This window comes from Streptomyces sp. NPDC046727 (assembly GCF_040645635.1).
In the GTDB taxonomy this organism is placed as follows: domain Bacteria; phylum Actinomycetota; class Actinomycetes; order Streptomycetales; family Streptomycetaceae; genus Streptomyces.
The window spans coordinates 144,494-160,050 of sequence record NZ_JBEYYR010000002.1 but is presented as its reverse complement, the minus strand read 5'-3'; the positions used below and the strand labels follow the sequence as shown (position 1 = coordinate 160,050).

Below are 15,557 nucleotides of genomic sequence, written 5' to 3'. Positions count from 1 at the left end.
GGGCGTCCGGGTCAGTCGTCGACGGGGCCGAAGCGCTCGCCGACCCAGTCGTCGTCGTAGACCGTGTCGAGGTAGCGCTCGCCGAGGTCCGGGCTGATGGCGACCACCGACGCGTCCTCGGTGATGTCGCGGCTCGTGGCCGCGACCGCGGCCAGCACCGAACCGGTGGAGCCGCCGGAGAGGATGCCCCGCCGGGTCGCGAGTCGCCGGCACATGCGCACCGCCTCGGACTCCGGCACCATGACGACCTCGTCGACGAGCCCGTCACGGAGGATCTCCGGACGCCGGCTCGTGCCCAGGCCGGGGATGTGCCGGCGTGCCGGGAGGGAGCCGAAGGTGACCGAGCCGACCGTGTCCACCGCGAAGATGCGGGTCCCGGGCGAGTGCTCGCGGAAGTACTCGGCGCAGCCCATGAGCGTGCCGGTGGTGCCCGCGCCGACGAAGAGGATGTCGACCGCGCGCTCCTTGAGCAGGGCCGGGGCGGTGCGCCGGTAATGGGCCAGCGGGTTCGCCTCGTTGGCGTACTGGTTGGGCCACACCAGGCCGGGGTCCTCGCGCAGCCGGGCGTGGATGTGGTCGATACGGGACTGGAGGAAACCGCCGTTGGCGTCCCGGCGGTCGACGATGACGACCTCGGCGCCGTACGCCCGCATCAGACGGACGCTCATGGCCGCGGTGTTGGGGTCCGCGACACAGGTGAACCGGTAGCCGCGGGCCGCGCAGACCGAGCTGAGCGCGATGCCGAGGTTGCCGGAGGACGACTCGATGACCCGGCCGCCGGGTTTGAGCAGGCCACGGCGCTCCAGGTCCTCCAACAGGCCCACGGCGGCCTTCAGTTTGATGGACCCGGCGGGGTTGAGGCCCTCGATCTTGAGCGTGAGGTCGATGCCGGGGATGAAGCCGTGCAGGTCGAGGAACAGGTCGTCGAGGACCATGTCGTACGCATTGCGAAAGATCATCGAGCACCTTCGGAAACGGGTTGAGCGTGACGGAGGTGGTACGAGTGGTGCGCCTGCGGTGTCGGCGGCACACCGACGGGACCCGGGCGACGAAGCGGGCTCGGACATGCCGGGAACACGGACATGGCCGTCGCAGGACGTGACGCGGACGTGATCCGGAATGCGGCGGCGAGGTGCTGCCACCCCGCCCGGCCGGATGTCAGGGCACGTTTTCAGCCGTTGAAGGCGCTTGCCCCACCGGTGAGTCGCCCGGCCCGACGGAACGGGAGGCACGGCGTGCGGGCCCCGGGCCGACACGGTGCGGTACAGGCGTCGCCGGAAGGACCCTGTCCGGACGCGGCGAGTCGCCGGCGTCTCAGGGTGCGCGTCGCGGGGACTTCGCCGGGACGGTGACGACACCGCTCCTCGCGGTGTGGGAGCCGCCCGCTCCGGTCATGGAGACGGGAGTTCGCTCGCCCGGGCGGCAGGGCGTCGACGAGTGGTAAGTGGTCGTCCGTCTGCTCGCGGACCGACGCCCCCGACGGCCTGGAGTGGCTTTCCCTCAGCGCGACGACCGGACGCGTGACGTACACGCCGTCCCCCTTCCCCCGTGTGCGGCAATTGTGTTGCCCGTGCATCACGCGGTGTCCGAGTGGCGGCATTGCGTGATCTTGTGGAAACCCTAACCCGCGACCAATGACACGTCTATGACAACCGCGTTAAGGGCTCACGTAGATGACCGAACGGGACCGTGCCCGGCCGAAATGCGCCGGACGGTCACGTGGGTTCCTTCACGGGAGGAGCTCCACCTTCGGCGCCGGCGGTGCCGGGGCGAGCCCGAACACCTGGGAGTACAGGGACAGTTCGGCCTCCAGAGCGCGCACCATCGTCTCGGCCTTCCGGAACCCGTGCCCCTCCCCCTCGAAGGTGAGGTAGGCGTGCGGCACGCCCCGGCCCGCGATCAGCGCGAGGAAGCGTTCGCACTGGGCGGGCGGGCAGATCACGTCGTCCAGGCCCTGGAGCAGCAGGAAGGGCACGGTGAGCCGGTCGGCGTGCGCGGTCGGGGAGCGTTCGGCGTACCGGGCGGGCACCTCGGCGAGCGGGCCGATCAGCGACTCCAGGTAGCGGGACTCGAAGTCGTGCGTCTCCCCGGGGCCCCAGGTGGCGAGGTCGAGCACCGGGTAGAGGATGGTGCCGCAGGCGTAGACGTCGGTGGTGGTCAGGGAGGCTGCGGTGGTCCAGCCGCCCGCGCTGCCGCCCCGGATCGCCAGCCGGGCGGGGTCAGCGGTGCCCTCGTCGGCGAGAGCGCGGGCGACGGCCGCGCAGTCCTCGACGTCGACCACGCCCCACTGCTCGCGCAGCCGCTCGCGGTAGGCCCGGCCGTATCCGGTGGAGCCGCCGTAGTTGACCTCGGCGACCCCGATGCCCCGCGAGGTGAAGTAGGCGATCGCCAGGTCCAGCACGAGCGGCACCCGGCTGGTGGGCCCGCCGTGCGCCCAGATGACGTACGGCGGCAGCTCCCCGTCGGGCGCGGCACGGCCGGGGTGGTGCGGCGGGTAGACGTGGGCGTGCACCTCGCGGCCGTCGGGGCCGCAGAAGGTGCGGATCTGCGGCTCGGGGTAGTAGGCCGGGTCGACGGGGTCGCGGTGCCGGGCGCCGATCACGCGGGCGCGGCCGGTGCCGGTGTCCAGTTCGATCACTTCGTGGGCGGTGCGCGGGCTGGCGCCTACCGCGACGACGCGCCGGCCGTGGGCGGCGAGGGTGGGGGTGCACTCCGTCCAGGGTCCGGCGGCGTCGACGAGTTCGCCGGATTCCGGGTCCAGTATCCCGAGCGCGGTCGCACCGCGGCCGTGCACGACCGCCAGCAGGCCGTTGTCCAGGGGCGCGAACCAGCTCAGCCCGAGCTGCCACAGCGGCCCGCCGAACTCCTCCTCGCGGGGGCACAGCGGGGTGCCGTCGCGGTAGAGGTTCCACCAGCCGCTGCGGTCGCTCGCGTACAGGAGCCGGCCGTCCGCCGACCACTCGACCTGCGCGACGGCCTCGCCCGGTCCGCCGGCGACGGTCCGCGCGCCGGTCAGCCGGCCGTCGTCGCTCACGTCGGCGACCAGCAGCTCGGTGCCGTCCCACGGCATCCGGGGATGGTCCCAGCCCAGCCAGGCGGCCCGCCGGCCGTCGGGCGACAGCCGGGCTCCGGTGACGAACCGGTGCCGGGGCGCGGTGAGTTCCCGGACGGCACCGCGGTCGTCGGCGGCCGAACCGTCCAGCGGTACGGCGGCCGGCACCCGGCGTATGTCGTCGGGGCCGTCCCCGGTGAACTCCTCCAGCACGCACCACACCTCGCCGCGGGCGAGGTCCACCCGGGGCTCCGCCCAGCGCAGGCCGCCGCCCACCGGGGACACCGGGGTGAGCGGGGAGGGCTCGCCGCCGGGCTCGTACCGGTACAGCCGCTGGTCGGCGAAGTGCACGAAGACGATCAGGGGCCGGCCGTCCCGGATCGCCCCGGCCCAGGGCCGGCCGCCGTACTCGATGACCCGGCTGCGCACGTTCCACGGCGCGGGCAGCACCGACTCCTCGCCCCCGTCGGCGCGCCGGCGGACCAGGGCCCGCCGGCCGCCCTCGGCCGGCCGGGGCTCGGTCCACCAGATCTCGTCCCCGACGAACCCCACCCAGTCCGGCCGCCCGTCGTGCGCGGCGGCCAGCGCGGCGTCGATGGGCGACGGCCAGGAGCCGTACGGCGATCTCAGCACTTCGTCCCCCACTGTCTAGGCCGTCCGCAGGAAGCGGTCCAGCACCCGCACCCCGAAGTGCAGCGCCTCCACGGGCACCCGCTCGTCCACGCCGTGGAACAGCGCCTGGTAGTCGAGGTCCGCGGGCAGCTTCAGCGGGGAGAAACCGTAGCCGGTGATGCCGAGCCGGGAGAACTGCTTGGCGTCCGTGCCGCCCGCCATGCAGTACGGCACCACATGGGCACCGGGCGCGAACTCCCGTACGGCGGAACGCATCTTCGCGAACACCGGCGCGTCCACCGGTGCCTCCAGGGCCACCTCGCGGTGCGCGAACTCCCACCGCACGTCCGGCCCGGTCAGCGCGTCCAGCGTGGCGGCGAACTCCTCCTCCGTGCCGGGCAGACAGCGCCCGTCCACATGGGCGACCGCCTCGCCGGGGACGACGTTGACCTTGTAACCGGCGTCCAGCATGGTCGGGTTGGCGCTGTTGCGGACGGTCGCCTCGACCAGCCGGGCGGCCGGGCCCAGCTTCTCCAGCAGCGTGTCCACATCGGTGGAGCCGGCCTCGATGCCGTACAGGGCGGCGAGTTCGTCCAGGGCGGCGCGCACGGTCGGGGTGATCCGGAGCGGCCACTCGTGCTCGCCGATGCGGGTGATGGCGGCGGCGAGCCGGGTCACCGCGTTCTCCTTGTTCACCCGGGAGCCGTGCCCGGCCCGGCCGCGCGCGGTGAGCTTCAGCCAGCCGGTGCCCCGCTCCCCCGCGGCGATCGGGTAGATCTCGCGGCCAGCGCCGTCGTGGAAGGTGAAGGCACCGGACTCGCCGATGCCTTCCGTGCAGCCCTCGAAGAGTTCGGGATGCCGGTCGGCGAGGAACCCGGAGCCGTCCTCGGCGCTGGCCTCCTCGTCCGCGGTGAACGCGATGACGAGGTCGCGGCGGGGCCGTACGCCCTGCCGGGCCCAGGCCCGGACCACCGCGAGGATCATCGCGTCCATGTTCTTCATGTCGACGGCGCCCCGCCCCCACACCACACCGCCTTGGACCTCGCCGGAGAACGGGTGGACGCTCCAGTCGGCGGCCTCGGCGGGCACCACGTCGAGATGGCCGTGGACCAGCAGCGCGGGGGCGGACGGGTCGGTGCCCGCGATCCGGGCCACCACGTTGGTACGGCCCGGGGTGCGCTCCAGCAGCAGGGGTTCCAGGCCCGCCCCGGCCAGCCGTTCGGCCGTGTACTCGGCGGCGGGCCGCTCCCGGCAGTCGCCGCCGCCCCGGTTGGTGGTGTCGATACGGATCAGGCCGGAGGTGAACTCCACCACCTCGTCCAGGGCCAGCTGGTCAGCCATACTGCTCCTCCACGGCGGCGGAGACGATCGTGGTGACCGCCTTGAACGTCCTGATCCCCTCGTACATGGTGGCGCTGGTGTACGCCACCTTCCGCTCACCGATCCGTGCCACGCCGGGCACGACGGTGGCGGCCTGCGCCAGATGCTCGGCGTCGAACTCGACGGCGACCGTGAACGGCCCGGCCGCCACCGATTCCTGACGGGCCGCCAGCTGGGCTGCCTCCTTGGCCGCCGCGCGGATGTCGGCCGCGGTGCGGGCCGGGGTCCGGCACACGGCCGCGTACCGCGACACATGGTCCTTGACGGCGACCTTCAGCGCCTCGGGCGCGTAGCCGAGGGCGTCCTCGCAGGCCACGTCGTCGCCGGTGACGAGGACGACGGGGACGCCGTACTCGGCGACGACGTGCGCGTTGAGCAGACCCTCGCTGGCGCGGACGTCGTTCAGCCAGACCCCGGTGATCTGGTTGGCGAGGTAGGTGTGGGCGAGGACGCCCTCCATGCCGGCGCCGGCGTGGTAGCCGACGAACGCGATGCCGTCGACGTCACCGTGCTGGACGCCCTCCACCATGGACAGCGCCTTGTGCCGTCCGGTGAGCATCTCCACCCGCTCGTCGAGCCGCTCCAGGAGGAGGTTGCGCATGGACCAGTGGGCCTCGTTGACGAGCACCTGGTCGGCGCCGCCGTCGAAGAAGCCCTCCGCGGCGGCGTTCACGTCCGAGGTGAACATCGACCGGCACCGCTCCCACTGCGGCGTCCCCGGCAGCACGTCGCCGGGCCAGGTGACGCCTGTGGCACCCTCCATGTCGGCACTGATGAGGATCTTCATGGTCCGTCACGTTACGCGCCGAGCGGCGGACAGGCTACGACCGCGCCGGAGCACTCCACGGCGGCGTCGGTGGCGCGGGCACGGGCGAGGCCGACGCGGGTGCCGGTCACGCCTTCGCGAGGACGAACCAGTGGGCCGGCAGGTCGATGCGGGTGCCGTCCGCGAGGTTCTCGGTCTGCGGCAGGGCCGTCTCGCCCTCGGCCAGGACGGTGAGGCCGGCCTCGGCGAGCAGCCGCGGGATCTCCTCGTCGGGGGCGTCGGCGGGCTTGAGCCCGTGCTGGAAGACGCGCCGGAGCTTGGGCCCCGGGCCGCCCGGCTCGGACGCGGCGCGTCTGAGGACGTCCCGGGAGCCCGAGGTGAGTTCGACGACGAAGGCGCGGCCCGCGCCGCCGATGAGTTCGGCGACGGCGGCGGCCACCACTGGGCGCGCGGCCGGTTCGCTCTGGTGGATGACGGCCCGCATGTAGACGTGGGCGTCGCCGAGCCGGTCGTGCAGGGCGCGCACGGCGTCGCGGTCGGTGAGGTCGAGCTGCTGGAACTCGACGGCGTCGCCGTGCGCGGTGCGGCGGGCGTGCTCGACGGCCGCGTACGAGAGGTCGACGCCTACGGCACGGGCGAACCGGGTGGCCAGATAGTGCGTCTGGGTGCCGTTGCCGCAGCCGAGGTCGACGATCGTCCGGTCCGGGTCGGCGTAGCGCAGGAGCAGTTCGCTGTGCGGTGCGGCGCTCAGGGAGGGATCGGCGTCCCAGATCGCCTCGCCCCGGCCGTCGGAGGTCTCCTTCCAGTAGCTCTCCCAGGCGTTGCGGTACTCGTCCGAGACGTTCATGCGCTCTCCCCACGGTTCGGTTCCGTGATCGGGATATCGCGCGGGCCGGGGACGGGGCAAGGGCCGGGGGGCCACCTTCACGGGATGTGGAGGGCCTGTTCGAACCAGACGGTCTTGCGGTGGCCGCTGGCGCTGGCGCCCCACTCCCGGGCCAGCCGGCTGACCACGCGCAGCCCGCGGCCCGACTCGTCGTAGGGACCGGCGGCGAGCAGGGCGGGCAGGGCGGGTTCCTCGTCGGTGACCTCGAACAGCAGCGCGTCGGTGCGGACCACCCGCAGGGCGATCCGGTCGCCCCCGGCGTGCCGGACGGCGTTGGTGACGACCTCGCTGACCAGCAGCTCGGCCGTCTCCACCGGGTGAGGCAGGCCCCAGTCGAGGAGCCGTTCGCGGACCAGGCGGCGGGCCCGGCCCACCTCGCGCGGGTCGGCGTCGAACCGCCATTCGGCGACGTGGTCGCCGGGGATGCCGTTGAGGCGGGCCATGAGCAGGGCGACGTCGTCCTTGCGTCCGCCGCGGGTGTTCAGCGCGCGGATGATGGTGTCGCAGGCGTCGTCCATCGAGGCCGCGGGGTGGGCGGCGGACTCGCAGAGCGCGGCCAGGCCCTCGCCGATGTCGCAGCCGCGCACCTCCACCAGGCCGTCGGTGCACAGCACCAGCCGGTCGCCGGGCGCGACCGGGACCCGGGTGGCCTCGAACGGGACGCCGCCGACGCCGATCGGGGCACCGGTGGGCAGGTCGAGGAGTTCGCTGCTGCCGTCCTCGGCGCGGACCAGCACGGGCGGGATGTGGCCGGCGTTGGCGAGGGTCAGCTCGCCGCGGATCGGGTCGTAGACCGCGTACAGGCAGGTGGCGAGGTAGTTGTCGCCGAGCCTGCGGGCCAGGTCGTCCAGGTTGCGCAGGAGCTGGGCGGGCGGGGTCTCCATGGCCGCCATGGTCTGCACGGCGGTGCGCAACTGGCCCATCATCGCGGCCGAGTTGAGGCCGTGGCCCATGACGTCGCCGACCACGAGGGCGGTGCGGGAGCCGGACAGCTTGATGGTGTCGAACCAGTCGCCGCCGATCCGGCCGAGCCGGGTGCCGGGCAGATAGCGGGTGGCGATGTCACAGCCGGCCATCCGCGGGGCGACCTGCGGCAGCATGCTGTCCTGGAGGGTGTCGGCGACGTTCTCCTGGTACGTGTACATGCGGGCGTTGTCGAGCACGAGGCCCGCGCGGGCGGCGAGTTCGGCGCCGGTGGTGCGGTCCATGTCGTCGAACTGCGGCCGGTCGGGGCGGCGCATCAGCACCATGAAGCCGAGGACGACGTTGCGCGCCTTGAGCGGGACGATCAGCAGGGACCGGCCGCCGATGAGCGGCCTGAGGTCGCGCTTCTCGAACTCGCCGGAGATGCGCTCGGACAGCTCGTCGGTGACCCGCGGGACGAGGACCGGCTCGCCGGTGACCATGCACTTGTAGAACGGGGTGTGCTCGGGGAAGGCGAAGGCCTCGCCGACCGGCACGGTGTCGTCCCAGCGGCCCGGTTCGTCGTTGTGCTCGACCCAGACGCGGAACATCACGGTGCTGGCGTCCGGCGGGCCGTCCGGGAAGCCCTCGCCGGCCAGCACCGCGGCCCGCAGATGGGTGCCGGCGAAGTCGGCGAAGCGGGGCACGGCGGCGCTGGTGACCTCGCGGATGGTCTCGCCGAGGTCCAGGGAGGAGCCGATGCGCGAGCTGACCTCGTTGAGGAACTCCAGCCGCTCGCGGACGGCGGCGTACTCCAGGTCCTGTTCGGCGCCGGCCGGGACCACGGCCGCCACGGTCCGCTGCTGCGGTACGACGGCTTCGGCGCGGGTGCGTCCCGGGCGGCGGGGCACGCCCCAGTACGGGGTCACGGGCACCCGGTCGTACTGGCTGAACTCCAGGATCGGGTAGCCGAGTTCGAGGATCTGCGCGACGATCCGGGCGCTGAGGCCCGGGCCCATGTTGGGCAGGATGTCGGGCAGACGCCGGGCGAGTTCCTCGGAGGCGGGCAGTTCGGTGTGGCGGGCGAAGCCGGGCGAGATGCGCTCGGCGGTCTCGTCGTCGTAGCCGCGTTCGTCGCGCAGCCGGGTGGCGTCGGCGGCGAGCACGAGCAGCCGGGAGGGGTCCGGGCCGACCAGCGGGTAGGCCCACCACAGCACGTCGAGCCGCTCGTCGGCGGATGCCTGCCGGGGCGGGCAGAGGCGGGCGCGGCCGGCCGTCGCGTAACCGGTGTGCCCGCCGAGCGAGGCCTCCAGGTCGGGGCCGGCCGCGTCGTACCCCTCGTACCCGTCGTACGCCTCCGGCAGCGCGCCGGAGACCGGCAGCAGGTCGGCCGCGGGGTGTCCGACGGCGTCCTCCCGGCGTACGCCGAACAGGCGTCGCGCGCCGCTGCTCCAGTGGGACACCAGGCCGGCCCGGTCGACGACGACCACGGCCAGGGGAATCCGGCCCGCCGCGGTGTCGCCGACGCCGCGTCCGGGAGCTGTGTCCCGCTCGCTGCCACGGTCCATGGCCCAGGCCCTCTCTCCCCACGGCTGTTCGCAAACGATCTGTGCCGCCCGCCACTACGGTACGGCGGCGTACGGTCGCGATGTGTGGCAATCCTGGAATTGGTTTCACCGGATGCACCGGCGCACGGCCCGGCGCGCGGAGGGTGCCCCGGATCAGTCCTCGTGCCCCAGCTGGAGATCGCGCTCGGTGCGGCCACCGCCCGCGACCTGCAACACCGTGGCGACCGGCGGGTAACCCGCGGCGATGACGGTGTACTCGCCGGAGGAGAGATCCACGAACCGGAACGTTCCGTCCGCTCCCGTGGTGAGGGTGTCGACGACGTTGCCGGCGGCGTCGAGCAGGGTCACCCGGGCGTCCTCCACGGGGCGTCCGCCGCCGGACCGGACGGTGCCCTTCAGCACGGCGCCGCCCGCGAGTTCGATGTCCTGCCGGGTCTCCCGGGCGGCCTGCACGGTGACCGGGAGCGCGGCGGGCCGGAAGGCGGGGGCGCTGGCGGCGAGGGTGTACTCGCCGGCGACGAGTTCGGTGATGACGTAGCCGCCCTCGCGCCCGCTGCGGGTGGCGGAGACGACCTCGCCGTGCACGTTGGTGAGGGTGACGGTGGCGTCCCGGACGGGGCTGCCGTCGGCGGTGAGCACGCTGCCGGCGAGGCGGCCGGCGCCGCCGAGGACGACGTCGAGTTCGACGGGGCGTTCGCCGACGCTGACGGAGACGGCCTGCGGCTGGTGCCCGCCGGCGGCGGCGATCAGCACGTACGACCCGGAGCCGGGCGTGCTGAGCGCGTACCGTCCGTCGTCGCCGCTGGCGCCCCGGCCGATCTGCCGGCCGGTGACGTCGATGAGGGTGAGCGCGGCGCGGGGCACCACGGTGCCGTCGGGGTGCTGCACCGTGCCGCAGACGGGGATGCCGGCGGCGTACGGCGAGCGGGGCGGGGCGGGGGTCCCCGCGGCCGGGGTCCGGGGGCGGGCGTGCGGGATCGGAGCGTTCACGGTCTCGGGCTCCGTTTCGGTGGCGTGGTGGGACACCAGCGGTTTCTCCTTGAGGAAGAAGGCGATGAGCAGGCCGAGGACGAGCACCGGGACGAGGTAGAGGAAGATCCGGGGCATCGTGTCGGCGTAGGCGCGGATGTAGGCGTCGCGCAGGGCCGGGGGCAGCGCGTGGACGAGCTGCGGGGTGATCGAGTCGGCGGCGGGCAGTCCGCTGCCCGCGCGCGGGGGCAGTTCCCGGCGCAGGGCGTCGGTGAGCCGGTCGGCGAAGAGGGTGCCGAAGACGGCGGCGCCGACGCTGCCGCCGATCTGCCGGAAGTAGTTGTTGGCGCTGGTGGCGCTGCCGAGGTCGGCGGGGCGCACGGAGTTCTGCACGGCGAGGACGAGGACGGGCATCACCAGGCCGATGCCTGCGCCGAGGACGGCCATCCAGATGCTGTAGTGCAGCCGGGGTGTGCCGGTCTCCAGCCGGGACAGCAGCCACATGCCGACGGCGGAGAGGGCGCCGCCGAGCACGGGGTAGATCTTGTAGCGTCCGGTGCGGCTGATGAGCTGGCCGCCGATGATCGAGGCGCCGACGATGCCGGCCATCATGGGCAGCATCAGCAGCCCGGACTCGGTGGCGCTGGCCCCGTCGACCATCTGCAGGAAGGTCGGCAGGTAGCTGGCGGCGCCGAACAGGGCGACGCCGATCACCAGGCCGACCAGGCCGCTGGTGGTGAAGACGGAGTCGCGGAACAGCCGGAGCGGGATGAGGGGTTCGGCGGCGAAGCGCTCGGCGACGAGGAAGAGGACGCCGGCGGCGAGGGCGCCGGCGCCGAGGCCGAGGATCTGCCGGGAGTCCCAGGCGTATTCGGTGCCGCCCCAGCTGGTGAGCAGGACCAGGCAGGTGGAGGCGGCGGCGAGCAGCAGCGCGCCGAGGACGTCGAGCCGGGCACGCGCCCGCGGCTTGGGGAGTTTCAGCACGACGGCGACGACGGCCAGGGTGACCAGGCCGAAGGGGACGTTGATGTAGAAGCACCAGCGCCAGGAGAGGTGGTCGGTGAAGTAGCCGCCGAGCAGCGGGCCGGCGACCGAGGCGAGGCCGAAGGCGGCGCCGATCAGGCCCATGTACCGGCCGCGTTCCCGGGGCGGCACGATGTCGGCGATGATCGCCTGCACGCCGATCATGAGCCCGCCCGCGCCGACGCCCTGGACCGCGCGGAAGGCGATCAGCTGGTCCATGGTCCCGGCCCGGCCGGCGAGCGCGGAGCCGAGGACGAAGACGGCGATGGCGAACTGGAAGACGCCCTTGCGGCCGAAGAGGTCGCCGAGTTTGCCGTACAGGGGCAGGCCGATGGTGGAGGTGAGCAGGTAGGCGGTGATCGCCCAGGACATCCTGTCCAGGCCGTGCAGTTCGCCGACCACCTTCGGCAGGGCGGTGGCGACGATCATCTGGTCCAGGGCGGCCAGCAGCAGCGCCAGCATCAGTCCGAAGAACACCAGCCGGACCCGGCGGGGCCCGAGTTCGGCGGGCGGGGCGGGGGGTGGCGGTGCGGCGGCCTTCTCCTCGTCCGCCGCCGGTGCCACGACCGGCTCGTGCTGCGCCAGAGTCGTCCCGCCCACGGTCCGCTCCCCTCGTCACATCTGTCACATTTCCCGCGTGAGGCGACAACTGCGAGCAACTGCGGCGAGTTACGGTTCCGCCCGGCGCGGGGCGGCGATCCACTCGAACCGGTGAAGGGGTCGATCAGGGGCCAACGCCCCTTCACCGGCGGACCCTTGGGCTACTTCTCGACCTCGGCGGCGAGGTTGGCGAGCAGGGCGTCGTAGATCCGGCCGAGGCCCTTGGGGGCGAAAGTCCTCTCGAAGAAGCCGCCGATGCCGCCGGCGCCCTGCCAGGTGGTGGTGACGACCACGCGGGACCGCCCCTCGCCGGCGGGGGTGACGCGCCAGGTGGTGACCATGGAGGAGTTGCGGTCCTTCTCGACCAGCTCGCCGTCGGTGGGCTCGCTGACCTCCAGCAGGCAGTCGCGCACCCGCTTGCTGGTGGCCTGGAGCTTCCAGTGGACGAGGGTGCCCTCGCCGTCGCCGCCCTCGCGCACCTCGTACTCGCTGAACGGCTCGGGCAGCAGCTTGCGCCGCGTGTCGCGGTAGTCGGCGAGAGCGTCGAACACCTTCTCCGCGTCCGCCGCGACGACCCGCTCCGTAGTGGCCTCGACCTGCGCCATTGCGTTCCTCCAGGACCTGGTTTCTCGGGGTTGGGGCAAGCCAACCACCCCGGCGCCCGGCCGCCCAAATCGGGGTACGCACGATCACGGGAACACATGTTCTATTGTGTGGCCAGCGCTACCGAGGAGGCGTCATGCGCTGGGAGAACCTCACGGACGAGAGCGAACACGGCCGGGCCGCCGACGCCGCGCTGTTCGGCGCGGATGCCGTGACCACGCGTACGTTCGACACACCCGAGTTCCGCGGGATCACCTTCCACGAGGTGCGGGCGCGCTCGGTGCTGAACCGGGTGCCGGGCGCCTCGCGCATGCCGTTCGAATGGACGGTGAACCCCTACCGGGGCTGCTCGCACGCGTGTGTGTACTGCTTCGCCCGCAAGACGCACAGCTACCTGGACCTGGACACGGGCATCGGCTTCGACACCCAGATCGTGGTCAAGGTGAACGCCCCCGAGGTGCTGCGCCGACAGCTCGGCTCCCACCGCTGGCGGGGCGACCACGTGGCCATGGGCACGAACGTCGACTGCTACCAGCGCGCCGAGGGCCGCTACCGGCTGATGCCGGGCATCATCTCGGCGCTCACCGACCACGCGAACCCGTTCTCGATCCTCACCAAGGGCACCCTGATCCTGCGCGACCTGGACCTGCTGGTCCGGGCGGCCGAGGTGACGGACGTGGGCATCTCGGTCTCCGTCGGCTTCCTGGACACCGAGCTGTGGCGCACGGTGGAGCCGGGCACGCCCGCGCCCGAGCGCCGGCTGGACGTCGTCCGCACCTTCGGCGAGCACGGGATCGGCTGCGGGGTGCTGATGGCGCCGGTGATCCCGTTCCTGAGCGACCACCCGGACCGGCTGCGGGAAACGGTACGGGCCATCGCGGCGGCCGGGGCCACCTCCGTCACGCCCCTGGTGCTGCATCTGCGCCCGGGCGCCCGGGAGTGGTTCATGGCCTGGCTCGGGCAGCACCATCCGCACCTGGTGCGCCGGTACGAGCGGCTGTACGCGGAGGGTGCCTACGCGCCCAAGTGGTACCAGCGCCGGATCACCCGTCAGGTGCACGAGCTGGCGCAGGAGTACGGCATCGGGCCCACGCGCGCGGCGTCGGTCCGCCGGATCCGCCCGGCCGAGCCGGCGCCGGCCCCCACCGCGTCGGAACCGGTCCAGCTCAGCCTCATGTGAGCACGTCCGAGGGCGTTAGGGGGCATCCCACGGCCCAATTGGGTCAACTATCGCCGCAACGCGTTCTTCAGGGCCCCGATTCCGGGACGATCCGGCGAGAACCGTGACCCTCGCGGTGCACGGAAACCCGCCGTCCCGGAAGGACCCGAATGAGAACACGCGCAGCCGTGCTGTGCGCGGCCGCCGCCGTGGTGGCGGGCTCGCTCACCGGCGTTCCCGCGCAGGCCGCCGCCTCGGCGCAGCTCAGCTGGAAACAGTGCGGCACCAGCGACTACCCGCGGCTCCAGTGCGCGTCCCTGAAGGTGCCGCTGGACCATGCGAGGCCGTCGGGACGGCAGATCACCCTCGCCCTGACCCGCGTCCCGCACACGGCGCCGGCCTCCCAGGGCCCGCTGCTGGTCAACCCCGGCGGCCCCGGCGGCAGCGGCCTGGTGCTCGCCGGGCTGGTCGCCTCGACGCTGCCCAAGGGCGTCGCGGCCCAGTACGACATCATCGGCTTCGATCCGCGCGGGGTCGGCCGGAGCAGGCCCGCCCTCGACTGTGTGCCCGGCCACTTCACACCGCGGCGCCCGGACTCCGTGCCGGCCACGCCCGCGCTGGAGCGGGCGAACATCGACCGCGCGAAGGCCTTCGCCGCGGCCTGCGGACGGAAGTACGCGGACCTCCTGCCGTACCTGGACACCGTCAGCGCGGCCCGGGACCTGGACGTCGTCCGCCGGGCCCTCGGCGCGCCGCGGCTCAGCTACTTCGGCTACTCCTACGGCACTTACCTGGGCGCGGTCTACGCGAAGCTGTACCCCACCCGCGTCCACCGCCTGGTGCTGGACTCGATCGTCGACCCGAGCGGGGTCTGGTACGCGGACAACCTCGGCCAGGACTACGCCTTCGACGAGCGCCATCGCGCGCTGATGGCCTGGATCGCCCGGCACGACGACGCCTACCGGCTGGGCAAGGACCCCGCGAGGATCGAGGCCCGCTGGTACGCGATGCGGTCGGCCCTCGCGAAGAAGCCGGCCGGGGGCAAGGTCGGCGCCGCCGAGCTGGAGGACACCTTCATGCCCGGCGGGTACTACAACGGCTACTGGCCCTACCTCGCCGAGGCGTTCGCTGCCTACGTCCACACCAGGGCCACCGGCCCGCTGGTGGAGGCGTACCAGAACTTCGGCGCCGTGGACTCCTCGGGCGACAACGGCTACAGCGTCTATACGGCGGTGCAGTGCCGGGACGCCGCCTGGCCGCGCGACTGGAACCGGTGGCGCGCGGACACCTGGGGCGTGTACGCGAAGGCACCCCTCATGGCCTGGAACAACACCTGGTACAACGCGCCGTGCGCGTTCTGGCCGACGGCCTCGCAGCAGCCGGTGGACATCGCCAACGGCGCGCTGCCGGCGGCGCTGCTCTTCCAGGCGACCGACGACGCGGCCACGCCCTACGCCGGCGGCGTCAGGGTCCACGGGCTGCTGGCCCGGTCCGGCCTGGTGGTCGAGCAGGGCGGCGGCAACCACGGCGTCACGCTGAGCGGCAACGCGTGTCTGGACCGGTACCTGGCCGCGTACCTGACGGACGGCAGGGTTCCGCACGGCAGCGGTCCGGTGGACGCGGTCTGCGCGAAGACCCCCGACCCGAAGCCCCTGCAGACGAAGTCGGCACCACCGACGTCCCGCGGCGCGACCCTGCACGACCTGCTGGGCTTCCGCCGGTAGCCACCCCGCCCGAGCGCGGGGGCTTCCGCGGGCAGCCGCCGTGCCCGGGGCCGGGGGCTTCCGCCGGGTAGTTGACTCGCCCGCCGCGGGGGCTTCCGCCGGTAGCCGACCCGCCCGCGGGGGCTTTCGCGGGTAGCCGACCCGTCCACCTGCGGGGGCTTCCGCCAGGTAGCCAACCCGCCCGGCCCCGGAGGCTTCCGCCAGCAGCCGACCCGCCCGCCCGCGGGGGCTTTCGCGGGTAGCCGACCCGTCCACCTGCGGGGGCTTCCGCCAGGTAGCCAACCCGCCCGGCCCCGGAGGCTTCCGCCAGCG

Annotated in this window: 10 protein-coding genes; 2 read left to right on the top strand and 8 right to left on the bottom strand. The window is 73.3% G+C overall.

Annotated features, from left to right (window positions below; all coding sequences use genetic code 11):
- Positions 1-11: 11 nt before the first annotated feature.
- The 8 genes from sbnA to ABZ937_RS02820 form a co-directional block, all read right to left on the bottom strand.
- Complete coding sequence (gene sbnA / locus ABZ937_RS02855; RefSeq protein WP_361684955.1) at positions 12-959, bottom strand: 2,3-diaminopropionate biosynthesis protein SbnA; 948 nt, start codon at positions 957-959, stop codon at positions 12-14.
- Positions 960-1,729: 770 nt separating this feature from the next.
- Entirely contained in the window at positions 1,730-3,697 is a 1,968-nt protein-coding gene (locus ABZ937_RS02850) for a prolyl oligopeptidase family serine peptidase (RefSeq protein WP_361684953.1), read from the bottom strand.
- A gap of 3 nt (positions 3,698-3,700) precedes the next feature.
- Positions 3,701-5,005 carry a M20/M25/M40 family metallo-hydrolase gene (locus ABZ937_RS02845; RefSeq protein WP_361684951.1) on the bottom strand — a complete coding sequence of 435 codons (1,305 nt, stop codon included), beginning with the start codon at positions 5,003-5,005 and terminating at the stop codon, positions 3,701-3,703.
- A complete protein-coding gene (locus tag ABZ937_RS02840) occupies positions 4,998-5,831 on the bottom strand; it encodes a M55 family metallopeptidase (protein WP_361684949.1) in 834 nt (277 codons plus the stop codon). Before ABZ937_RS02840 ends, ABZ937_RS02845 begins: the two co-directional genes overlap by 8 nt.
- A gap of 106 nt (positions 5,832-5,937) precedes the next feature.
- Positions 5,938-6,657, bottom strand: a complete 720-nt coding sequence (locus ABZ937_RS02835) for a methyltransferase domain-containing protein (protein ID WP_361684947.1) — start codon at positions 6,655-6,657, stop codon at positions 5,938-5,940.
- 77 nt (positions 6,658-6,734) lie between these two features.
- Positions 6,735-9,167 carry a SpoIIE family protein phosphatase gene (locus ABZ937_RS02830; protein ID WP_361684945.1) on the bottom strand — a complete coding sequence of 811 codons (2,433 nt, stop codon included), beginning with the start codon at positions 9,165-9,167 and terminating at the stop codon, positions 6,735-6,737.
- Between the two features lie 153 nt (positions 9,168-9,320).
- The gene (locus tag ABZ937_RS02825; RefSeq protein WP_361684943.1) at positions 9,321-11,759 is read right to left on the bottom strand and encodes an MFS transporter; all 2,439 of its coding nucleotides are present in this window, start codon (positions 11,757-11,759) and stop codon (positions 9,321-9,323) included.
- A gap of 161 nt (positions 11,760-11,920) precedes the next feature.
- Positions 11,921-12,364: an SRPBCC family protein gene (locus ABZ937_RS02820; protein ID WP_361684941.1), complete on the bottom strand. Its 444-nt coding sequence runs from the start codon at positions 12,362-12,364 to the stop codon at positions 11,921-11,923.
- Positions 12,365-12,498: 134 nt separating this feature from the next.
- Between ABZ937_RS02820 and ABZ937_RS02815 the strand changes: the two genes are divergently transcribed.
- The gene (locus ABZ937_RS02815; protein WP_361684939.1) at positions 12,499-13,542 is read left to right on the top strand and encodes an Rv2578c family radical SAM protein; all 1,044 of its coding nucleotides are present in this window, start codon (positions 12,499-12,501) and stop codon (positions 13,540-13,542) included.
- A gap of 149 nt (positions 13,543-13,691) precedes the next feature.
- The gene (locus ABZ937_RS02810) at positions 13,692-15,245 is read left to right on the top strand and encodes an alpha/beta hydrolase (protein ID WP_361684937.1); all 1,554 of its coding nucleotides are present in this window, start codon (positions 13,692-13,694) and stop codon (positions 15,243-15,245) included.
- The last annotated feature ends 312 nt before the right edge of the window (positions 15,246-15,557 follow it).